Source organism: Bradyrhizobium rifense (assembly GCF_008123425.1).
GTDB lineage: Bacteria > Pseudomonadota > Alphaproteobacteria > Rhizobiales > Xanthobacteraceae > Bradyrhizobium > Bradyrhizobium rifense.
Genome location: NZ_VSSS01000084.1, coordinates 38,389 through 60,773, shown reverse-complemented (window position 1 = coordinate 60,773; position 22,385 = coordinate 38,389). Strand labels below are relative to the sequence as shown.

The 22,385-nt window shown below is 61.1% G+C and carries 19 protein-coding genes and 1 pseudogene; 9 read left to right on the top strand and 11 right to left on the bottom strand.

Annotated features, from left to right (window positions below):
* Nucleotides 1-24: 24 nt before the first annotated feature.
* The 5 genes from FXB40_RS43050 to FXB40_RS43030 are packed head-to-tail and all read right to left on the bottom strand — an operon-like array spanning nucleotide 25 to nucleotide 5,980.
* Nucleotides 25-555 (bottom strand): c-type cytochrome, encoded by a 531-nt coding sequence (locus FXB40_RS43050; RefSeq protein WP_148778294.1) that lies wholly within the window; start codon nucleotides 553-555, stop codon nucleotides 25-27.
* Nucleotides 552-1,082: a DUF3341 domain-containing protein gene (locus FXB40_RS43045; protein ID WP_148778293.1), complete on the bottom strand. Its 531-nt coding sequence runs from the start codon at nucleotides 1,080-1,082 to the stop codon at nucleotides 552-554. The genes FXB40_RS43050 and FXB40_RS43045 overlap by 4 nt, the downstream gene beginning before the upstream one ends.
* Nucleotides 1,075-2,427: an NrfD/PsrC family molybdoenzyme membrane anchor subunit gene (gene nrfD, locus FXB40_RS43040; RefSeq protein ID WP_187437522.1), complete on the bottom strand. Its 1,353-nt coding sequence runs from the start codon at nucleotides 2,425-2,427 to the stop codon at nucleotides 1,075-1,077. Before nrfD ends, FXB40_RS43045 begins: the two co-directional genes overlap by 8 nt.
* The gene (locus FXB40_RS43035) at nucleotides 2,424-5,327 is read right to left on the bottom strand and encodes a TAT-variant-translocated molybdopterin oxidoreductase (RefSeq protein ID WP_148778292.1); all 2,904 of its coding nucleotides are present in this window, start codon (nucleotides 5,325-5,327) and stop codon (nucleotides 2,424-2,426) included. The genes nrfD and FXB40_RS43035 overlap by 4 nt, the downstream gene beginning before the upstream one ends.
* The gene (locus FXB40_RS43030) at nucleotides 5,324-5,980 is read right to left on the bottom strand and encodes a cytochrome c3 family protein (RefSeq protein ID WP_148778291.1); all 657 of its coding nucleotides are present in this window, start codon (nucleotides 5,978-5,980) and stop codon (nucleotides 5,324-5,326) included. Before FXB40_RS43030 ends, FXB40_RS43035 begins: the two co-directional genes overlap by 4 nt.
* Before the next feature lie 119 nt (nucleotides 5,981-6,099).
* On the opposite strand from FXB40_RS43030, the gene FXB40_RS43025 reads away from it, so the two are divergent.
* The 5 genes from FXB40_RS43025 to FXB40_RS43005 are packed head-to-tail and all read left to right on the top strand — an operon-like array spanning nucleotide 6,100 to nucleotide 9,943.
* Nucleotides 6,100-6,453, top strand: coding sequence for a hypothetical protein (locus tag FXB40_RS43025; RefSeq protein ID WP_148778290.1), 354 nt, complete (start codon nucleotides 6,100-6,102; stop codon nucleotides 6,451-6,453).
* Between the two features lie 35 nt (nucleotides 6,454-6,488).
* Nucleotides 6,489-7,430, top strand: a complete 942-nt coding sequence (gene coxB, locus FXB40_RS43020; protein WP_148778289.1) for a cytochrome c oxidase subunit II — start codon at nucleotides 6,489-6,491, stop codon at nucleotides 7,428-7,430.
* Nucleotides 7,427-9,034 carry a cytochrome c oxidase subunit I gene (gene ctaD, locus FXB40_RS43015; RefSeq protein ID WP_148778288.1) on the top strand — a complete coding sequence of 536 codons (1,608 nt, stop codon included), beginning with the start codon at nucleotides 7,427-7,429 and terminating at the stop codon, nucleotides 9,032-9,034. Before coxB ends, ctaD begins: the two co-directional genes overlap by 4 nt.
* A complete protein-coding gene (locus FXB40_RS43010) occupies nucleotides 9,027-9,671 on the top strand; it encodes a cytochrome c oxidase subunit 3 (RefSeq protein WP_148778287.1) in 645 nt (214 codons plus the stop codon). The genes ctaD and FXB40_RS43010 overlap by 8 nt, the downstream gene beginning before the upstream one ends.
* Nucleotides 9,668-9,943, top strand: a complete 276-nt coding sequence (locus tag FXB40_RS43005; protein WP_148778286.1) for a cytochrome C oxidase subunit IV family protein — start codon at nucleotides 9,668-9,670, stop codon at nucleotides 9,941-9,943. Before FXB40_RS43010 ends, FXB40_RS43005 begins: the two co-directional genes overlap by 4 nt.
* Here the strand turns inward: FXB40_RS43005 and FXB40_RS43000 are convergent.
* From FXB40_RS43000 to FXB40_RS42970, 6 genes are all read right to left on the bottom strand, one after another.
* On the bottom strand, nucleotides 9,884-11,056 hold the full coding sequence (locus FXB40_RS43000; protein ID WP_210352238.1) for a c-type cytochrome: 1,173 nt from the start codon (nucleotides 11,054-11,056) through the stop codon (nucleotides 9,884-9,886). The genes FXB40_RS43005 and FXB40_RS43000 overlap by 60 nt on opposite strands.
* Nucleotides 11,057-11,124: 68 nt before the next feature.
* A complete protein-coding gene (locus tag FXB40_RS42995; RefSeq protein WP_148778284.1) occupies nucleotides 11,125-12,903 on the bottom strand; it encodes a GMC family oxidoreductase in 1,779 nt (592 codons plus the stop codon).
* Between the two features lie 128 nt (nucleotides 12,904-13,031).
* Nucleotides 13,032-13,640, bottom strand: a complete 609-nt coding sequence (locus FXB40_RS42990) for a gluconate 2-dehydrogenase subunit 3 family protein (protein WP_430648184.1) — start codon at nucleotides 13,638-13,640, stop codon at nucleotides 13,032-13,034.
* 94 nt (nucleotides 13,641-13,734) lie between these two features.
* Nucleotides 13,735-14,448, bottom strand: coding sequence for an MgtC/SapB family protein (locus FXB40_RS42985; protein ID WP_148778283.1), 714 nt, complete (start codon nucleotides 14,446-14,448; stop codon nucleotides 13,735-13,737).
* Nucleotides 14,449-14,695: 247 nt separating this feature from the next.
* Nucleotides 14,696-15,130 carry a PPC domain-containing DNA-binding protein gene (locus tag FXB40_RS42975; protein ID WP_148778282.1) on the bottom strand — a complete coding sequence of 145 codons (435 nt, stop codon included), beginning with the start codon at nucleotides 15,128-15,130 and terminating at the stop codon, nucleotides 14,696-14,698.
* Between the two features lie 27 nt (nucleotides 15,131-15,157).
* On the bottom strand, nucleotides 15,158-17,479 hold the full coding sequence (locus FXB40_RS42970; RefSeq protein ID WP_148778281.1) for an FdhF/YdeP family oxidoreductase: 2,322 nt from the start codon (nucleotides 17,477-17,479) through the stop codon (nucleotides 15,158-15,160).
* Here FXB40_RS42970 and fdhD point away from each other — a divergent pair.
* From fdhD to FXB40_RS42950, 4 genes and pseudogenes are all read left to right on the top strand, one after another.
* Complete coding sequence (fdhD, locus tag FXB40_RS42965) at nucleotides 17,464-18,417, top strand: formate dehydrogenase accessory sulfurtransferase FdhD (protein WP_246208318.1); 954 nt, start codon at nucleotides 17,464-17,466, stop codon at nucleotides 18,415-18,417. The genes FXB40_RS42970 and fdhD overlap by 16 nt on opposite strands.
* A gap of 156 nt (nucleotides 18,418-18,573) precedes the next feature.
* Nucleotides 18,574-19,082, top strand: a pseudogene (locus FXB40_RS42960) ((2Fe-2S)-binding protein).
* Nucleotides 19,079-20,095 carry an FAD binding domain-containing protein gene (locus FXB40_RS42955; protein WP_148778280.1) on the top strand — a complete coding sequence of 339 codons (1,017 nt, stop codon included), beginning with the start codon at nucleotides 19,079-19,081 and terminating at the stop codon, nucleotides 20,093-20,095. Before FXB40_RS42960 ends, FXB40_RS42955 begins: the two are co-directional and overlap by 4 nt.
* A gap of 11 nt (nucleotides 20,096-20,106) precedes the next feature.
* Nucleotides 20,107-22,362 (top strand): xanthine dehydrogenase family protein molybdopterin-binding subunit, encoded by a 2,256-nt coding sequence (locus FXB40_RS42950; RefSeq protein WP_148778279.1) that lies wholly within the window; start codon nucleotides 20,107-20,109, stop codon nucleotides 22,360-22,362.
* Nucleotides 22,363-22,385: the final 23 nt, after the last annotated feature.

The following is a 22,385-nucleotide window of genomic DNA, read 5'->3' as shown; positions in this document are numbered from 1 at the left end:
CAATCGTTGCGACGCCGCGATATTTCACGGCGCGGCCTCCAGCTTGGACCGCTCGTCCGCCGGCACGTCATCGAGAGAGGCATGGCGGCTGAGCTGAAGTGCGCGGATGTAGGCGACGATCGCCCAGCGGTCGGCCGCCGGCACCCGCGCAGCGTAGGAATACATCGCGCCATAGCCGTTGGTGATGACGTCGAAGAAATGCTGGTCGTCAGCTGCAAGCAGCCGGTCGTCATGATAGCTGGTCGGACGCGGCATGCCTCGTTGCACGATGATGCCAGTTCCGTCGCCACCACCGCCGTGGCATGGCGAGCAGAAGATGCCAAAGCGCTCCTTTCCTCTCGCAAGCAGTTCAGGCGTGAGCGCCGGCTTGGTGTGAGCGGCCTTTTCCCGCTCGGGGTCATCGCGGGCGATCGTATTGGCCGGCGACGGACGTAGCACACTGCCGCGGAACAGGGGCGCGCGCGAATAATCACTATAGCGCGGCTGCTCGTCCATGTTCTGGTCACATCCAGCAACCAGTCCGGCCAGCACAACGACGAGCGCAAGCCTGGTCATTTCGGCACAAACTCCACCGAGAGCGCGCCAATCCTCCTAAGAAAGTTCGACGTTTCACCTGCGCTGAATTGGTCATCATCCGCATTCACGCAAAGGAAGAAGCGGTCCCTGCTGGCGCGGTGGAACCGTTGCGCGCCGAACACGGGGTAATTGAGCCTCGGCAGCCCGTTTTGCCAAAGCATCGCGATCAGCATGGACAGTGCCGACAACAGGATCGTGAGCTCGAACGTGACGACCGCAAAGGCCGAGATCGCATAGACGGGCCGACCGCCGACATTGAGCGGGTAATCGTAATTGACGTAGACCTGCATCAGCAGCGCAGTGCTCGCCCCGGCAATTGCCCCCGCCAGGCCTACGAAGGAAATGCCTGGTCGCGGGATGTGCAGAATGTGATCCAGTCCCTCGACCGGAAACGGCGTGAGGGCGTCGAGATGACGATAACCGGCCTCGCGCGCTTCCCGGGCTGCGGCCATCAGCGCTTCGGGCGTGCGAAACTCCGCAAGCAGGCCGTACGCTATATCAGCCATGTTGCTCCTCCTGTTCCTCGTGGAGAAGCTCTTTCGTCTCAAAGATCGAAATCATGGGAATGATCCTGATAGCGATCAGGAATGGCACCAGGAACAGGCCGATCGTGCCGAAATAAGTTGACCAGTCCCAAAACGTCGGCGTGAAATGGCTCCACGAAGAAACCAGAAAGTCGCGATAGAGACTGCTGACGAGAATCATATAGCGCTCGAGCCACATCCCGACCGCAACCGATACCGAGATCGGCAGCAGCACCCATCCCGTCCGCCGTACGGTTTGCCACCACAGGGCCTGGAGCGGAATGAAATTGAAGATGACTGCGCCCCAATAAGTCCAGGCGTAAGCGCCGGTGAAGCGGTCGGCCAAGGTCTGGAGCTCGTGCTCGTTACCGGAATAGAACACATCGAACACTTCGAAGACGTAGCCATAGGCCGTCATCAATCCGGTCGCCAACAGGACTTTTCCGAGCAGATCGAGATGATCGTCGGTCACGAGGTTTTCGAGACCGAACCAGGAGCGTAGCGTCACGGCAATGATGGAAACGACAGCGAATCCGGAAAACGCAGCTCCCAGCACGAAGTACGGCGGAAAGATCGTCGAATGCCAGCCCGGGATCTGCCCGGCCGCAAACAGCAACGAGACTTCGCTATGGACCGACACAACCAGTGGGACAGCGAGCCCCGCCATCAGCCGATACGTTTGCGACCAGCGCGACCAATGCTTGGCAGATCCGCGCCACCCGAGTGCCGTGATGCCGAAGAAGATCTGCCAGCCGCGCCGGGTAGCCCGATCGCGCGCGGCGGCGAGATCGGGGATCAGGCCGGTATACCAAAAGGCGAGCGAGACGATGAGATAGGTCATCACCGCCCAAATGTCCCATTCCAGCGGGCTGCGGAATTGTGGCCACACGCCCATCGTCGCGGGATAGGGAAACATCCAATAGACGTACCAGGGACGACCGAGATGCAGGAGCGGATAAATGCCAGCGCAGACCACGGCGAATAGCGTCATCGTTTCGGCGAAACGATTGAGCGAGTTGCGCCACTCGCTGCCAGTGAGAAGCAGCAGTGCAGAAATCAGCGTGCCGGCATGGCCGATGCCAAGCCACCAGACATAATTGTGGATCGCAAAGGCCCAGTTCACGGGGGTGTTGATGCCCCAGATGCCGACGCCGCGCGTGAACAGCTCGACCGCCGAAACAAGCAACAACAGCAGCAGAGCGCTTGCAAACAGCATGGCGATCAGCCAGCGCCGCTCGGCGGGGAAATGAAGGGGAATGCCGGTGAGCTGGTCAGCAATGCCACCCATGCTCTGACGCGTCGGCAGGATGTCCGATTGCTCGCTCATCTCCGCCTCGATTCCGTCTCGTCCTCGCGCCAGCGCGCCAAATAGGTCGTCCGCGGACGAGTCCCCTGCTCTTCCAACAGGACGTAATGTCGTCCATCGCGCTTCAAACGCGCGACCTCCGAGGTCGGATCGTTGACGTCACCAAACACGATCGCCTTCGTGGGACACGCCTGCTGGCAGGCAGTAACGACCTCGCCGTCACGGATCGGGCGATTCTCCTTGTCCGCGGCGACATGCGCTGCCTCGATGCGTTGGGTACAATAAGTGCATTTCTCCATGACGCCACGCGAGCGCACGGTGACATCGGGATTGTGCGCGGCATGCGTCGGCGAATCCGCCGGCGCGCGATAGTCGTAAAAATTGAAGCGGCGCACCTTGTAAGGGCAGTAGCTGGAGCAGGTCCGCGTCCCGATGCAACGGTTATAGACCATCTGATTCACGCCTTCTGGACTGTGCGTCGTGGCATGGACCGGGCAACCCATCTCGCAAGGCGCATCCTCGCAATGCATGCAGGGCACAGGCTCGAAAAAGCTGCGAGGCTCAGCGATGTCGCCGGTGTAGTAGCGCGCTATCCGCAGCCAGTGCATCTCGCGACCAGCTCTCACCTGGTCCGCCCCGACCACGGGCACGTTGTTCTCCGCAGTGCAGGCTGCCACGCAGGCATTGCAGCCGATGCAGCTGTCGAGGTCGATCACCATGCCCCAGGCGTTCTTCGCCGACGGCCATTTGGCATATAGACTGGCCTGATCGATCGACGGGTGCCCGGACGCTTCCTTTACTTGGGTGGGGCTGACCTCCCGGGCGAAATCAAAGCCCTCCATGCGATGATGCAGCTGCGTGACAGGGAGATCATCCCGCGTATCCAGCTTGCGCAGGCTCCCCTGCGTCAGCCACGGTTCGGCGTCGGGGCGCACTTGGTAGGCATCATAACCCAGGCCGTCACCCACGCGTCCCGCGCGGGTCCTGCCGTACCCCAGATAAAGTGCAACCGTATTGTCGGCCTGCCCTGGCATGACCCAGAGGGGCCCGTTGATGCGACGCTTTCCGATTGCCACCTCGGCATGATCGCCATTGGCCGCCGCAAGGCGCTTTGCGAGCGCCGGGCTCACCGCGATCACATTGCTCCATGTCACCGTCGTCAGCGTCTTGGGAAGCTCCTGAAGCCAACCGACGTTAGCGAACCGGCCGTCCCAGATCGTCGGATCCGGCTGAAATACGATGTCGAGGTCGCCAGCAGTACCGGGCGGGGCGGTCGCGTCAGCCGCAGGCGGTACCGTGACGAACGGTGCTGCGCCTTCCACGAAGCCATCATGCAACGCCTGTCTCCAGCGCACCTCGAATGCGTCGCCAAAGTTTTGCCGCCAGGTCTCGCGGACAGCGGCATCCGAAGACGGATCAGTCTCTCCGAGCAACATTGCGAAGATCTGATGCGCCGTCTTGACGTCGTAGAACGGCGAAATGACCGGCTGAAGGATCGTCGCGGTACCATCGACGGCCTTCGCATCGCTCCAGCTCTCCAACGCATGCGCCAGGGGAAGCTGCCACTCGCACTTTTCTCCGGTCTCGTCCCGCTGCAATCCGATGTGCAGAGACGAGCGGACGCGCGCGATCGCCGCGCCAAGCTCGAGCTCTCCCGGCCCGGTATAAGCCGGATTGCAGTCGAGCACGATGAGAGAGGTGACGTGTCCGGCATTGATGTCCGACACCAGCGCGGCCAAAGTTCCGGTTTCCGAGGGGCCTGCAAGCGACGCGGTCAGCTTCAGGGTTTCACCGCCATTGCCGAGCTGTTGATTGATCCGCGCGACCCAGAGAGCAGTTGCAATACCGCCGCTTAATCCCGAGACAAACAGCGACCGCCCGATCTTTTCCTTGCAGGCATCGGCGGCGCGCTCAATCCAGCCGGCCTCGGCTTCCGCCAATTCAGGCTTGGTTGCGCCGGCAACGCCGAGCGCGCTTGCAAGCGCCTCGACAAGGGCCGGCATTCGCCTCGCGTCGGCAATCAGGCGCTGATGTGCCAATGCACCCGTCGCCGACGGGACACTCTCGGCCATGAACAGCAGATTGCCGGGCCGATCGCCAAACCGTCGTCGCGCTTGCGACCAGCCAAAAGCGTTGCGCACCTGGTCGGGGCCTGGCCCAAGAAAGTCCTCATCAAAGCCAACCACGACATCGCAATTCGCAAGCTCATAATGCAGATCGACGGCTTGCCCATAGACCGCGGTCGTGATCTGCCGCCCGGCTTCAAGTCCTGTGGTCGTATGGAGATGAACGCGCGCCTTTGGAAACTGCTTCCGGAAGGCATCGATCTGCCGCAATAGCGTCGGCGACGTAGTGGGGCCGAGCAACAGGCGGACCCTATCGCCCTGATCAGCGCGCCAGTTCTCCCGCATGGTTCCCATCGCCGATTCCACATCAGACCAGTTCACGGGCTCGCCATGCCGGCTCGGCGCGGCTGCGCGATCGGGGTCATAGAGTTGCAGCACGGCGCTCTGCATGAAGACGTCGCTGCGGCCGCGAGTGACCGGATGATCCGGATTGCCGTCGAGCTTGGTCGGCCGTCCCGCATGGGTCGTTGAGATCACAGGCTGCGCATAGCCATCGAGCAAGACGGCGGTCGCGTAGTAGCGCGGCAGGCCAATGGTTTCGTTCGCAGGCTGATCGACATAAGGCAATGCCGCCACAAACGAGCTCTTCTCGCATCCGGTCAGTCCAGCCAATGCGAAAGAGGCCCCCATCAGTTTCAGGAACTGACGGCGCGCCGTCGTCGGCAACTCCAGAACGGCGGGATATTCCGCTTCAATGAGCGCGCGCAACCGGGGATCATCGGAGAGTTCTTCGATGCCTGCCCAGACCCGCGGTCCGGCCGTCGCCTGGGATTGATGGTCGATGCGGCGTTTCATCGGTGACACACATAGCAATGGGTCAGTTCACCGAACCGAATGCCTTCATGAGCCGCAATCGCTTCCCCTTCCTTGCGCGCGTTTGCGGTTGGGCGCCAGGCCATGTCGGTGATGTGGTCTGGTAGACGTAGACGCGGCGCCGGATCACGATGACAATCGATGCAGAACTCCATCGTGAACGCCTTCGCCCGATAGGTCAGCGCCATCTGGTCGATGCGACCATGACAGCTCTCGCATCCGACGCCCTTGGCGATGTGGATGTCGTGACGAAAGAATACGTAATCGGGGAGCTTAGCGACGCGTGTCCACTGGATCGGAGTGTTGCGAGCGAGGCTTTCCCGCACCGGCTCCAGCATGGCCGCATTGCTCCAGATTTCCGAGTGGCATGTCATGCAGGTCTCGGTCGGTGGGAGGCCGGCTCTTGGACCCATCTCGACATTGCTGTGGCAATAGCGACAATCGATGCCGAGTTCCCCCGCATGATGGCGATGGCTGAACGGCACGGGCTGCTGCGGACGGATGTCGGTCTCCGTCATGTAGGCCGAGCGCGCGAAGCCGACGACGGCAACAACGCTGCCGCCGACCAGCGACAGGCCGCCGATCAGAAAGAGGCGCATCCATGTGTCCGCCACAGGAGAGAATAACTGGACCATTCCCGCTGTGACCCGGTGGCGAGTTGTCGGGGCGGCAATGCTTGCCGCCGCCCATTGGTTCCTAACTAGGAACGCTATTCGACCCCCGGCATTGTCCTGCCGCGATCGAGGGCAGCAACATGGCGGACAGCAAGCGCTTCGACTACGAGCGGTCGGACGTGGGGATACGCCTTGTCGGATGGCTCGCAGGCGGCCTTGCGATCTTCATCGTCGTCATCCCGCTCACGCTGCCTTGGATGTTCCCCCTATCGATGACAACGACCACGCCGGCGGGCCGCCCCGCGCTGAGCTCGAACGCGCCGCCGCTCGAGGTCGATCCCCACGACACGTTCCAGCGATCACGGGACGATGATGCGCATTTCGCGCAGAGCTACGGATGGAGCGATCGCCCGCGCGGAACAGTCCGCATCCCTATCGATCGCGCAGTCGATATCCTGCTACGCAAGGGTTTGCCCGGATGGCCGTCGCCATGATGCAATCCCGGAAGCATCGCCGGAGCTCGCCCTAGATGTGGCGTGACTGGATTCCGTTCTGGCGCCCCGGGCTGTCGCCACAAAGCGGCGACGTCGACCTGCTGTTTGCCGGCCTTCTGATCGCAAGCGCGCTCGTCCTCGGCCTGCTGTTCTTCCTGCTCATATTGTTTTGCGTGCGATATCGCGCCGGCAATGAGATCGACCGTGGGCACCGCACCTCCAAGAGCTGGCACTGGGAAGTCAGCTGGACCGCAGCATCCTTTGTCTGCTTCCTTGGTCTGTTCGTGTGGGGCGCAAGCGTCTATTTCGAGATGTACAAAACACCAACAGACGAGTTGGTGGTCTTCGTTGTCGCCAAGCAGTGGATGTGGAAGACGCAACACGCCGGCGGCCAATCCGAGATCGATGCGCTGCATCTGCCCGTCAAGCGGCCGGTCCGTCTCGTCATGGCGTCGCAGGACGTCATCCACAGCTTCTTCATTCCGGCGCTGCGGCTCAAGCACGACGTCGTCCCTGGCCGCTATCAAGATATTGAGATCGAGATCGACAGACCGGGCCACTACCATCTCTTCTGCGCGGAATATTGCGGCACGGAGCACTCAGGCATGATCGGCGAGATTGTGGCGATGGACCCGGCCGATTATTCCCATTGGTTGACGCAGCAGGCCCCCGCGAGCCCACTCGCCGACGAAGGCGGCGCGCTGTTTCGTCAGCTCGGCTGCAGCGGCTGCCACGGCAATGGCAGTCAGGTGCGAGCCCCGCCACTGGAAGGACTGTACGGCAAGCCCGTTCCCCTTTCCGACGGCAGCACGGTGATCGCGGACGACAAGTACATTCGGGATTCCATCCTGCTGCCGCGCAGCCAGATCGTCGCCAGCTATCAGCCGCTGATGCCCTCATTCGAGGGCAAGGTCACCGAGGACCAGTTGCTGCGGCTTGTCGTCTACATCAAATCGCTCGCGGGGCGCCCATCATGAGCGAAAAGAACTATCTCACGACCGACTACACGCTGAGATCCTGGCTCCTGACCACCGACCACAAGCGCATTGCGATCCTCTATTTCGCGAGCCTGATCTTCTTCTTTTTCATCGGGGGCGCGGCCGCCACCGCCATCCGGATCGAGCTCGCCACTCCACAAGCCGATCTCGTCAGCTCCGACATCTACAATCGCCTTTTCACCATGCATGGCATCATCATGGTGTGGTTCTTCCTGATCCCGTCCATCCCCAACACGCTCGGCAATTTCATGGTCCCCTTGATGATCGGTGCGCGTGATCTCGCCTTCCCTCGCCTCAACCTGATGAGCTGGTACATCTTCATGCTCGGCGGCTGCACGGCCTTGTTCGCGATTCTCGCCGGCGGCATCGACACTGGCTGGACCTTTTACACGCCGTTTTCCAGCCTTTACTCCAACAGCTATGTCATCGTCGCGGCCGCTGGCGTGTTCATCGCCGGCTTTTCATCGATCCTGACCGGGCTTAACTTCATCGTGACCATCCACCGCCTGCGCGCCCCCGGATTGACTTGGTATCGGCTACCACTGTTCCTGTGGTCGCTCTATGCGACGTCCGTCATCCTCGTGCTGGCGACGCCGGTGCTGGCGATCACGCTTCTCCTGATGGCAACCGAACGCTTCTTCGGCGTCGGCATTTTCGACCCCCGGATCGGCGGCGATCCGCTGCTGTTCCAGCATCTCTTCTGGTTCTACTCTCACCCCGCCGTCTACATCATGATCCTGCCCGGCATGGGCGTGATCAACGAGCTGATTTCGTGCTTCTCGCGCAAGCCGGTGTTTGGCTACAAATTCGTGGCATGGGCGAGCCTCGCAATTGCCGGCGTCGGCTTCCTGGTGTGGGGCCACCACATGTTCGTCAGCGGCCAATCGCTGATCGCAAGCCTGGTGTTTTCCTTCACGAGCTTCATCGTCGCGGTGCCTTCGGCCATCAAAGTGTTCAACTGGACCGCAACGCTGCATAAGGGGTCACTGCGTTTCGATGCCCCCATGCTCTATGCACTGGCGTTCATCGGCCTGTTCACGATCGGCGGTCTCACCGGACTGTTCCTGGCTTGCCTTGCCTTCGACGTGCACGCGACCGACACCTATTTCGTCGTGGCGCATTTTCATTACATCATGGTCGGCGGCATGGTGACCGCCTATTTCGGCGGCCTGCATTATTGGTGGCCGAAGATCACGGGCCGCCTCTATTCGGAATATTGGGCGCGCACAGCCGCCATCCTGATCTTCTTCGGCTTCAACCTGACCTTCTTTCCACAGTTCATCCTGGGCGCGGAAGGAATGCCGCGGCGCTATCACGTCTATCCGCCAGAGTTTCAGGTCTGGAATGTGCTCTCATCCGGGGGGGCCGTGATACTCGCAGTGGCCTATCTGATGCCGCTGGTCTATCTTGGTTATTCCGCTTTCTTCGGGGCCCGCGCGCCGGCAAATCCCTGGAACGCACCCGGACTGGAATGGCAGACGTCCTCGCCACCGCCCGAGGAGAATTTCGCGACACAGCCCGTGGTCACGCGCGAACCGTACCAATACAACGAAGCGTTTGAGGCGGAGCCACAAAATGCCTGAACCGCCCGTCTTCGCCTCCCAATATGTCTCCATCCCTCATCGTGACCACAGTGCCGAGCTCGGTATGTGGGTGTTCATCGCGACCGAAATCCTGTTGTTCGGGGGCCTCATCCTTGCCTATTTCGTCTACCGGCACGCGTTTCCCCAAGCCTTCGCAGAGGGCAGCCAACATACGGACATCCTGATCGGAACGATCAACACGGCCGTTCTCCTGACATCCAGCTTCCTGGTGGCATGGGCCGTCGAGATCTTCTCGGCCGCCACCGCCAAGATCGTCACGTGGCTTCTCGTCGGCGCCGCGTGCCTTGGCCTTGCGTTCATCGCGCTCAAGGGGATCGAGTACCGCAAGGAATATCACGAGCATCTGATCCCCGGCATCGATTTCCAGTTGGCGCGCCCTCTCGCCAATGGCGTCCAGCTATTTTTCGTCTTCTACTTAATCGCCACGGCGATCCATGCAGTGCACATGTTGATCGGGATTTGCCTGCTGCTAACGCTTGCGATCATCAGCCGGAGGGCGCCAACGACACGCCATCACACGGCACTGCACAGCGCGGCGCTCTACTGGCACTTCGTCGACGTTGTCTGGATCTTCCTGTTCGCGCTGATCTACCTGCCAGGGCGAGCTGCGTCATGACACAATGGCGACCGCCTCTGGCGCTCGTCGGCGCCTGGCTCGGCCTGCTGGCCTTGTTGGCACTGACGGTCGCACTCGCCTATGTACCACTCGGGGCAGGCAATGCTGTCGTGGCCATGAGTATCGGCACCGTCAAAGCGGCGCTCGTCGCAGCAATTTTCATGGAATTGCGGCACCGGAATGGCCTGACGCTCGTCTTTGCAGGTGCCGGGCTATTTTGGCTTGGCATCCTGCTCTGGCTCGGACTGATGGACTTCGTGACGCGAACGTGAAGCTTCAGTTGGTTCGCGCTGCGCTTTGCCCCAATGATTGCGGACGTAGCTTGCCACGGCAGAAACCTGCTCATCGTTCAGTTGCCAGCCGAAGGCAGGCATGGCGGGGCCAGTCGGCTCCCGGTCGGTCGCGACGCTCTGCGCGCCCTGCAGGATCACGCGCAGCACCGTCGTGGGATCGCCGGTGTTGACCGTAGCGGCGTGGGTCAGATCTGGAATGAGATTGGGGACGCCAGTGCCATCCGACTTGTGGCACGCGGAGCAGAGATCCTGGTAAATCGCGCCGCCCGCAGTCAGCACCTTGGCGTCGGCCGAACTGTCAGCCGTGGGCTTTGGCCCGGACACATCCTTCAAGTACGTCGCCATCGCTTTGACGTCGTCGTCCGTCAGTCTGGACGTCGAGAGCTCGACCACCTCGCCCATAAGGCCCGCCGCGGCGGCAAATTGATTGTGACCGGTTTTGAGATATTGTGCGACAGCGTCACGGGACCATTGCGCGAGCGGTCCTTGTCCGCTGGTGATATCCGGGGCGACCCAGCCCTGAAGCGTATAACCTTGCAGGGGCTTCGAGCTCTCGTCCCCGCCCAGGAAGGTTTTCGGCGTGTGGCAGGCGCCGCAGTGGCCGGGACCCTGGACCAGATAGGCTCCGCGATTCCATTGCTTCGACTTTGACGGCTCGTCTTTGAAGATGCCAGGCGTGAAATAAAGTTCGTCCCAGACAGCCATGGCCATTCGCTGGTTCAGCGGAAACGGCAGGTGGTTCACGGTCACGGGATTGCGCACCGGATCGATCGTCGACAGATAAGCCCGAATGTCCTTCACATCCTCTGATGTCATGCGCGCGAAATAAGGGAAAGGCATCGCCGGGTAGAGCCGCTTGCCGTCACGCCGGCGGCCGCTGCGCACCGCCGCGTCGAACTCCTCGTCACTCCAGGCCCCAATCCCTGTCTCGCGATCCGGTGTGATGTTGGGTGCGACCAGCACGCCAAACGGCGTCTCGATCGGGCGACCGCCGCTGAAGGGATGATCACTGCCGGGAATGGTATGGCAACTTCCGCAGTCGGCCGCGCTGGTGAGATAGCGCCCACGTTCCACGGCGGCGAAGTCCTGCATGCCCGCTCCCATGGCCCCGCAAATGCCCGAAGCGAGCACGAGCGTGGCGAGGGGCGAACTGCGCGGCTCTACGCATTGATCAGTTGCCCGGGGTTCTTGAGGTATTTGGAGCGGATCGCATCGGCGGCCCAATAGGCAAGTGCAGCGACCGTTCCGGTCGGGTTGTAACCGGCGTTCTGCGGAAATGCGCTGGCACCGAGCACGAATAGATTCGGCACATCCCAATTCTGGAGATAGCGATTGAGCGCGCTCGTTCCGGGATCGCTTCCCATGATCGCGCCACCGCACAGATGGGTCGTCTGGTATTTCGTGACGTCATACGGCGCCTTGCGATATTCCTTGACCATCTGCCTTGCGCCCATCGCCTGGAATATCTCGGCGAATTTATCCGTCAGGAATTTGTTCTGCTTGATCTCATTGTCGTGGAAATCCATCGTGATCCGCGCCAGCGGCCGATTGAACCTATCCGTGTAAGTCGGGTCGAGATCCACATAGACGTCCCGGTAGCTGTACATGCTGCCATGGACGCCGGTGCCGGGCTTCATCGCGCTTTGATAGTTCTCCTTCACGGCCTTCTTCCATTGCGCGCCCCACAGCGGCGTTCCCGGCGGCACTGGGGTCGTTTCAATCGGCCTGCCGTTGGTTTGGATCTGTCCCATGTAGCCGCCGCCCACGAAGCCGTGCGGACCATGGTCGAAATTGTCGCCGTTGAACTCGTCGATGCACATCCCGATCGCGGCGGACGCGATGAAAGGGTTGAAGACGAACTTGGTGGGGTCGAAAAAGCTGACGACGTCGGAAATTGTCTGGTGGGTGAAATTGCGGCCGACCACCCCTGTGTTGGTCTCGGGATCATAAGCCTTTCCGATTCCGGACAGCAGAAGAAGCTGGACGTTGAAGATCGCAAATGCGGATAGCACGACGAGATCGGCCGGCTGCTCCCACTCTTCGCCCGCGGCATCCACAAACGTCACGCCGGTGGCGCGCTTGCCGGAGCTATCGAGATTGATCCGCGTCACCTCGCTATTGTCACGCGCGGTGAAGTTTGGCTTGCGGACCAGCGCCGGCAACACCGTCGTCTGCGGCGAGGCCTTCGAGTAGTTACCGCAGCCGAACCACTCGCAGAAGCCGCAATAGGTGCACGGTCCGAGACGGACACCCAATGGGTTCTGATAGGGACGGGACATGTTGCCTGAGGGCTGCGGGAACGGCTTGTAGCCGAGATCGCGGGCCGCCTTGCCGAACAGCGTGTGTCCGAACGGCTGCTCCTGCGGCGGATTTGGATAGGGTCGCGAGCGCGGCCCCTCAAAGGGATTGCCGCCCTCCATGAGGGTGCCCTTGACGTTACCAGCCTGGCCGGACGTGCCGCAGAGATATTCGAACCGGTCGTAGTGCGGTTCGAGCTCGTCATAAGTGACACCCCAATCCTGGATGGTCATGTCCTCAGGCAAGAAGGCCGCACCATAGCGCTCGGTCAGATGGGTCTTCAGGACGAAATCCGACGGCAGGAAGCGCCAGGTTTCCGCATTCCAGTGCACGCCGCCTCCGCCGACGCCGTTCGGCGGCATGAACGCACCCCAACTCCTGATCGGCAGCGCCGTCTGGTCCATCTTGTTGCGGAATGTAAACGTGGTCTGGCTTGGACTGAGGAACAGCTCGTGGCGAATGCGATAGCGCAATTCGTCAGCCGCATAGCCGGGCGGATAATCTGTGGCCGTATTACGCCAGGGCCCGCGCTCGATCGCGATCACATCGAGGCCAGCATCCGCGAGCTCGTAGGCCATGATCGAGCCCGTCCACCCCAGTCCGATGATGACAACGTCTTTGCGCGGAAGCTTGCGGCCCATATGGAGCACTCACGATTTGGCTGGGGTCCAATCGGCTCGCCCAGCGATGCTGACGGGCGGATGCGGGTAGCGCTCGTTGTGACGACCGACCCAGTCGCGATAATCGTAGCGGATGCCGGGAAAGCCGATCATCTTCCAGCCCACCATGTCGCGATTGCCGCCATGGATGGGGTCGGAAAAAAAACCTCCGGAATATCCTTCAGCAATGCGGAGAAGAAGCCCTGGGCGTCGACACCCTCGAACTTGATCTCGCCCGCCTCGATCTTCCGCAACATGTCGTCCTGCGCAGCGGAATCAAGCTCCGCAAAGGTCTTGCCGCTCTGCGTTGACTTGCAGTGCTTGTCGAGGGCCGCCAATCCCTTGCGATAGAGTTCGCCGGGCGTGAGCTCCGATTGCGAGCCTTGTTCTTTGGTGCCCTTCACAAAGGGTCCAAGCGTGTAGAGGCCCTGGCTTGCGCCATAGGGCCCCTTGAGCTGACGATCGATGAAGACGGCGCAGCCTGCATCCTTGCCGCCCGGCGTATCCGGATCGGATGGAATGATCCGATCGGCGATCGCCTCTATCGCGCGAGCCTCGTCCAGGCTAAAGAATTGCCACGGTCCTGGCCGGACCCATTCGGGCGTCGAACTGGGATAAGGCGACCATGGTACGTGACCATAGATCACGCCGGCACGCGTGAGGGATGTTGTGCCGACAAGCCACGCCGCCAGCGAAACCAGAAATGTCCGTCGCTGCATTGGGGGAATCCAGTGAGCTGTTCCGCCAACGAAACTGGGGTGCGACCGTTCCTATGCCATTCCCAGTCTTTAGTCGGACCTGATCAATTTCAGATCAGCGGCCGGTGTCCGTTGCGACCTCAAAGGCCTCGATCTCGAATTGCTTTTCAATTGCCTGCAACATATCCAGCGGCAGCTCTGCCTGTTCCGGCTGCCTCCAGGCAAGTTCAAACGCATATTCCGCGCTTTTGCCGTCGGCCGCCCGTGTCTGCTCCTGAAACCGCGCACGAACGTGCCTTTGTCCGACCAGTTCTCGTACATCGTCGACCACGTGCCACTGTGATGGGCCCTTCACGACCAGGCGGGCACGATGTTCTCGCGGCATCCAGATATCGACCATTTTGAGGGCCCAAAGCGTGAATACGGCCAATACGGTCGCCACAGTCCCAAGCGCGAGCTGTCCTCCGCCGAAACATAGCCCGATCACAGTAACCAGCCACAACGTCGCCGCCGTAGTGACGCCGGTGACGAGGTCCCCCCGTTTCAGGATCGTTCCGCCACCGATGAAGCCAACACCCGTCAGAATTCCGAGCTGGAGACGCATGAGATCCATGACCGAGAAGGACTCGGAAGTCTTGCCTCCGAGAGGCAACAGAATATTGGCCTGGATCATTGCAATCGAGGCCGCTAGACAGACGAGGATCGTCGTCCGAAAACCGGCGGCATGGCCACGGGCGCCGCGATTGAGACCGACAATCCCGCCTGCCAGCATGGTGAGTGCGAGCCGTATCGCAATATCGGTGGCAGTTGGATGGAGGGGCATATTCATCGAAGCTTCCCGATCGGATCTAGGAGCCTCTGTCAGGATTCCGGCTCGCCCCTGCGCCCTCGGGACGCGCCGTTTCACTCACCTGTTGGACGTGATAGCCGGCTGGAAGCAGACGACCACCTTCCTCATCTGCGACAGGAACATCCGTCACGAGGCCTTCGATCAACACCGCCTCCCAGACTTCCTTTTCGGTCGCGAACGGATTGCCGATCTCCTTCAAACAAGGCGTACATGATGCCTCCAATCGCTAGATGCTGATGAGCGCGATCCCGAGGTCGGGGCGCTTCTTGCGACGCAAGTGCACCACCGTCTCCGTGATCGTCACTTCGAGCGTCGGCTGCACCAGGCCGGAGAGCAGATGGCCACCGCGCACCGTGCCGTCCTGTAGCCCCAGCACGGCATGAAGATGCAGGCTGGCCTTGCCGTCATCTCCTTGGGCGACGTCACCAAGCACGCTCAACACCTCGCATTGCTCGCCGACCTCGATCGGCTTGTAGGTTTTTGCAGCAAAGTCAAACCAGCCCACTTTCGCTTGCGAAAAGGCTCCGATCGCGGACACCGACGCGCCCGTGATCTTCTCACGCTCGGCAAACTCCGTGATCGACTTGAAAGCTTCCTCACCTGGATCGAGCACGAGAACAAAGGTTCGCTCGGCGCCGTCATTGAACGAGTTTGATTTCATCGGACATCCAATTTTGGAGGCTGGGATTCAGTCGGTCGCGATAGGAATCTCTCCGCCTTCGATGATCTCCGGAGGAACATCCTTGAAAACCCGTACCGGAACCGATTTGGCCGCGGGCACCTTGCTGCCTTCCGCGTAGTGCCACAACGGGATCAGGCCGTTGCATTCGGGGTAATAGCCGGCAATCGTCCTGCGCGGAATGTCGTAAGGCACGACCTGAAGCTCGCTCAGGCTGCGCTCGACGCCGTCACCAGCCTCAGTCACAAGAGTGACGGTGTCGCCCGACTTCAGGCCATCCGCCTCCATGTCGGCGGAATTCATCAGGATGACGTAGCGGCTGCCCTGGATGCCGCGAAAGCGGTCGTCCTCGTTATAGATCGTCGTGTTGAACTGCCCATCGGCGCGCATGGTCATCAATTCATAGACGCCGTCGTTCTCTTGTGGCGGCGCAAAGGCGTTCTTCGGAACGGTGAAGTTCGCCTTGCCGTTTGGCGTCTTCCACTTGCGCTCTCGAGCTCCCAGCGGTCTCGGGAATCCGCCGGGCTCGAACATGCGTTGATTGAAGTTCCTGAACTGGTCGGGATAGGTCCGCTCTATGGCATCGCGGACTTTCGAATAATCGCCAGTCCAGGCGTCCCAGTCGACCTTGGGATTGGGCTTGAGCGTCGCCTTGGCGAGGCCCGCCACGATAGCCGGCTCGGACAGAGCCTCTTTGGCCACCCGCTCGCGCTGACCACGCGAGCCATGAATACACGCGGTAGAATCCTCCATCGAGACCGCTTGGGCGCCGCTTGCCTGCTCGTCGATCTCGATGCGGCCAAGGCACGGCAGGAGATAGGTGACTTCTCCCGGCACGATATGGCTGCGATTGAGCTTGGTCGCGATCTGCACCGACAGACGCAGGCCGGACCAGGCCGGCTCCATCAGCGACCGTTCCGGAATGGCGCGCACAAAATTACCGCCAAGGCTCAAGAAGCCGCGCACATCTCCCTTCAAAATGCCCTGACAGGCGTCCACAGTCGTCAGGCCATCCCATCGCGGCGGCTCGAAGCCATAGAGTTCGCCGAGCTCGTCGAGCGGCACGAGCTTCGTCTTTTCGGAGATCCCGACGGTGCGCTGACCCTGAACGTTGGAGTGACCGCGGATCGGCGAGATGCCGGCCCCGGGCTTGCCGATATTGCCGCGTAGCAGCAGCAGGTTCACGATCATCTTGGCGGTCTCGACGCCGTGCTTGTGCTGGGTCACCCCCATCGCGTAATTGGCGATCACCGCATTGGCGGCCATGTAGGTGTTCGCGGCATCGCGCATGGCCACCCGGGAGAGTCCCGATGCACGCTCGATCTCGTGCCAATCCTGGGCGCGACAGAAGGCGGCAAACTCCTCAAATCCGGCCGTGTGTTGCTGAATGAAATCGACGTCAACGACGCGCGCGCTTCCGTTCGCCAGAGCCAGATCGTCGGACTCGATCACCCATTTGCAGATGCCGACCATTGCCGCAGCGTCTCCGCCGATCCGAACCTGATGATATTGCGAGCTGATGCGCGTACCGCCCGCGATCATCTGTACGGGGCTTTGTGGATTGACGAAACGCTCCAGCCCACGTTCACGGAGCGGGTTGAAGGTCACGATCGGCACGCCGCGTTGGGCAGCTTCCTGCAACGGATGCAACATGCGGGGCGCGTTCGTGGTGGTGTTGTGGCCGAAGAAGAAGATGCAGTCGGTGTGTTCGAAGTCCTTCAGCAGCACCGTGCCGACCGGTGATCCGATCACCTGCGGAAGAGCCACCGACGTCGTCTCGTGGCACATGTTGGAGCTATCAGGAAAGTTGTTCGTGCCGTACATGCGGCCGAACAGCTGGTACATGTAGCTCGCTTCCAACGAGGCGCGGCCGGACGTGTACATGATGACCGTGCGGGGATCGAGCCTGTTGAGCTCGTTGCCGATCTCGCAAAATGCTTCGGACCAATCAACCGCCACATATCTGTCGCTGTCCGCATCGTAGCGCATCGGGTGGGTCAGCCGTCCCTGCTCCTCCAGTTGGTGATCGGACCAGTTCCTCAACTCGGTGAGCGTATGCTGTGCGAAGAACTCCGGCGTAACGGTTTTGCCTGTTATTTCCCACGCGGTCGCTTTGGCGCCGTTCTCGCAGAACTCGAACGGATGCGGGCTTGCAGGCTTGGCCCAGGAGCAACTCACGCACATGAACCCGCCGGGTTTGTTCTGCTTCAGCAGGATCTCGCTGCCGAGGATCGCGACCTCTTCCTGCGTGAGAATGTGCATTACGGCATTGAGCGAGCCCCAGCCACCAGCCGGCGCATCATAGGTTTCGACTTTTGCTTTTTGCCGCATGGCGAGCCCTCGATTGCCAGTCCCCAACGGGAAACCGGAGGTGGCGTCGCTGGTTCCTCCGCGACAGGAACATTGCATCAGCTTGCGCGTCGATACGTCGTCGCTGGACGGACATCATGCACGGCTCCCACTTCCCGCTGCGCGAGCGCGCGCACGAATCGACAGTCAAACTGCCGCGCCTGACCGCGAACGGGACGCAGGACGAACGGGTGGTGGCCGAGGAATCCCCCGTCGCGCTGGTCTACGACGGAACAACTGTCGCCATCTTGATGGCCACGCCATCCGATTTGACCGACCTCGCGCTCGGGTTCAGTCTGACGGAAGGAATTATCGAAGATGTTGGCGAGATCGAAGAACTGTCGGTCGTTCCCGGTCTGGACGGCATCGAGGTCCGAACCTGGTTGAGCCCGGGTGCGGGGCGTCTCCTGAAGGATCGGCGCCGGCGACTGATTGGCCCGACAGGCTGCGGCTTATGCGGCATCGAAAGCCTCGCTGAGGCCAACCGGACACGCCGCCCCGTTGAGCGACGGATCAGCCTCACGCCGGAACAGATCCGGATGTCGATCGAAAGCCTTGGCGAAGCTCAAGTTTTGAACCGCGCGACCCGCGCTACTCACGCCGCCGGCCTTTTTCGACCCGGCGATCATGACATGATCCTGCGCGAGGACGTCGGGCGCCACAACGCGCTCGACAAGCTAGCTGGCGCGCTGGCATCGGAGGGCATTTCAGGCCGCACCGGCGCCGTCATTCTCACGAGCCGCATATCGGTCGAGATGGTGCAAAAGGCCGCTGCGATCGATGCCGGAATCGTCATCGCAGTCTCCGCGCCAACTGCGCTCGCAATTCGCACCGCTCAAGCTGCCCAGGTGACGTTGATCGGAATCGCACGCGGAAGTGATTTCGAAATATTCAGCCATCCTGCGGGAGTTCTTCGTTGAGGTGCCGATAAGGACGGGCTCGGCGCAAGACACTTGCGCCAAGGCTTTCCCAGCCCGGTTCCCACTCACCTATTCCCCGAACTCCGCGCTCGCCGACGCTAGGAACGAGTGGATACCCAACGGGTTCATTTCAATCCTATTCCATGTGAGGGCGTTGTGCGGGATTCAGCTTCTACACCGACTTTCCGAGTCGCTCTGACGATTAACGGGACGCGCCACGAGCTGTCGTTGCCTCCTTGGGTCGCATTGCTCGATCTGTTACGGGAACAGCTTGGCCTCACCGGCTCGAAGAAGGGTGCGACCATGGTCAGTGCGGCGCATGCACAGTCCTGATCGACGGACAACGTGTCAACTCGTGTCTCATTCTGGCCGTTTCGCGCGACGGAGCCGAGATCACGACGGTTGAGGGATTGGCCGACGGCAACCAGTTGCATCCGTTACAAGCCGCTTTCATCGAACACGACGCCTTCCAGTGCGGCTATTGCACACCGGGCCAGATCTGCTCCGGGGTCGGCTTGATGCGGGAAGGACACATCCGCTCCAGAGCAGACATCCGCGAGCAGATGAGTGGTAATATCTGCCGCTGCGGTGCTTACACCAACATTGCCGATGCCATCGCTGACGTCCTCGGTGAACAATCGACATCCAGGAAAGCAGCAGAATGAACCGTTTCGAATATGTGCGCGCGGATACGATTGCTGACGCCATCGCTGCGCTCGCACAGTCCGCTGAAGCACGAGTTCTGGCAGGCGGCACCAATCTCGTCGACCTCATGAAGTACGATGTCGCGAAGCCGTCGCGCGTCGTCGACATTAACCGTCTTCCGCTCAAAGAGGTCGCGGACACAGAGAACGGCGGCTTGAAGATCGGGGCCTTGGTGTCGAACAGCGACCTCGCCTGGCACCCGCAGATCGTGAAGCGGTTCCCTCTGCTCGCGAGCGCGATTCTGGCGGGCGCCTCGCCACAACTTCGCAACGCTGCGACGACCGGAGGCAATCTGCTCCAGCGGACGCGCTGCTACTATTTCTACGACAGCTCCACCCCCTGCAACAAGCGGACGCCTGGCTCAGGTTGCGGTGCCATCGGTGGCGTCAATCGCATTCACGCCATTTTCGGCGCAAGCGAGAGCTGCATCGCAGTACATCCTTCAGACATGTGCATCGCGCTGGCTGCGCTCGATGCCGAAGTCGAGGTCGAGGGCGTGAAAGGGCGCCGGCTGATACCGTTCGAGCAATTTCATCGGCTGCCGGAGACGACCCCTGAACGCGACAACACGCTGGAACAGGGTGACCTCGTGACTGCGGTCATCCTGCCTGCAACCGATTTCGGCAGCCATCACACTTACCTCAAGATTCGCGATCGACTGTCCTACGCCTTCGCGCTGGTTTCCGTAGCCGTCGGAATGACGATGGAAGATGGCGTGATAGCGGATCTTCGCCTGGCGATGGGCGGAGTCGCGCACAAGCCGTGGCGTAATAAGGTCCTCGAAAAGACCTTGCACGGCGCGGAAGTCAACAAGGCCAGCTTCCGACACTTCGCCGAGGAGGCGCTCCGGGGTGCCAAGGGTCAGGGACAGAACGACTTCAAGATCGCGCTTGCGCGCCGCACGATCGTTCGCGCGTTGACGCAGGCCGCGCGTGGCACGCCGCAAGATCAATCCGATAAGACCTTTCGCTAGGGATCTCTTCAGTGGAATTGCACCGAACCAACTACGATCTGATCGGCAAACCCACACGCCGTGTCGATGGTGAGCTGAAAGTCACGGGGCGCGCGCGCTATGCCGCGGAATATCCAGCCCCGGATCTCCTGTACGGGGTGATCGTTTCGGCAACAGTCCCTGTCGGGCGCATCAAGACGCTGGATACCAAGCGTGCTGCAGCGCTTCCGGGCGTTGTCCGTATCTTCACCCATGAAAACGTGAGGAGCGCAGCATGGCTGGACCGGAAATGGCGCGACGAGGTCGCTCCGCCGGGTCATCCGTTCCGTCCCCTGCACTCCGATCGAATCCTGTTCGACGGGCAACCCATCGCACTCGTCGTTTCGGATAGTTTCGAAGTGGCGCGCGACGCCGCCTCGCTCGTCCGTGCCGAGTACGAACTCGGCGATCATTGTACAGAACTCGAGATGAAGCGTACAGATGCCTACGATCCGCCCGAGAAGCGCAGTGGCATTCCGCCTCCGCCATCGCCCCGCGGCGACGCCGAGGAAGCCTTCGAAAGGTCGCCCTGCCGCATCTCCAGCGAGTACCGGATCAATGCCGAACATCACAATCCGATGGAGCTGTTCGGCACGACCTGCGTGTTCGAAGCACCGGGAAAGCTGACTATCTATGAAAAGACCCAAGGATCTCACAACAGCCAAGGTTACGTCACTTCCGTGTTCGGCCTCAAGTCCAGGAACGTCAAGGTCATCAATCATTATGTCGGCGGTGCATTCGGCTCTGCGCTGCGTCCCCAGCAGCAATTATTCTTCGCCGTCATGGCGAGCCTCGAACTCGAGCGATCTGTGCGCGTCGTCCTCACTCGATCGCAAATGTTCTACATCGGACACCGGCCCGATACCTACCACGCGATTGCTCTGGCTGCCGACGAAACCGGTAGGCTGACGTCGATCATGCACGATGCCGTGGCCGCGACCTCCCATTATGAAGATTACCAAGAAGCGATCGTGAACTGGTCGGGCATGTTGTACCACTGCGACAACGTCAAGCTCAGCTACAGTCTTGCAAAACTCGACACCGCGACACCGTGCGACATGCGGGCACCGGGCGCGGCCGTCGGCGTCAATGCGATCGAGTGCGCCATCGACGAACTTTGTCATGAAGTTGGTATTGATCCCCTCCAATTCAGAGAGATCAATTTCGCGTCCAAGGACGAGAACACCGGGAAGCAGTTCACATCCAAGGCCCTAATGTCGTGCTATCGCGACGGGGCGAGCGCGATCGGCTGGCCAAAGCGCTCCCCCATGCCTCGATCCCAGAAGGACGGCCACGAGCTGATTGGGTTCGGGATGGCGACTGGAACGTGGGAAGCATCTCTGATGAAGGCCACCGCCCAGGCGAAACTGACTTCGGATGGGCGCCTCGAAGTCTCCACTGCGGCCTCCGATATCGGAACCGGCACCTGGACAATTCTGGCTCAGATCGGTGCCGATGCGCTCGGTCTGCCGCTGGAGTCCGTCACGCCAAGAATTGGCGATTCGACGCTGCCAGCCTCTCCCGTCGAAGGCGGCTCGTGGACGGCTGCATCCAACGGATCAGCAGTGCTTGCGGCCTGCGAGGCCGTCAAACAGACACTCTTCAAATACGCGAAGACGATGACCAACTCGCCGCTCGCGGACGCCGACTACGAGCGGACAGTCTTTGCTGGCGGCCGTATCGCGCACGATGGGGACCATGCGCGCAGCCTTTCCATCGATGAGGTCATGCACGCAGCCGACCTTTCGGAGATTGTCGAAAGCGGCAAGGCATCCCCGAGCCTCCTGCAAATGCGGAAATACACCAGCTACACGCACTCCGCCGTGTTCGCCGAGGTAAGGGTCGACGAAGATCTCGGTGTGGTTCGTATTCCGAAGATCGTCTGCGCGGCAGCGGCCGGCCGTATCATCAACCCAAAAACTGCGCGTAGCCAGATTCTCGGCGGCGTCGTCATGGGCATCGGCATGGCGCTGCACGAGGAAGCCATGACGGACCACCGCATGGGCAAGATCATGAACCATAACCTCGCGGAGTATCACGTGCCCGCGCACGCTGATATTTCCGACATTGAGGTCATCTTTGTAGATGAGGCGGATGACAAGGTAAGTCCGCTCGGCGTCAAGGGCTTGGGAGAAATCGGGATCGTGGGCACGGCGGCGGCCGTCGCCAACGCGATCTTTAATGCGACGGGACGCCGCGTCCGCGACTTTCCCATCACGTTGGACAAGCTGATCACCGAGACGGAGTAGACAACCAAGAGACGGCAACGAGG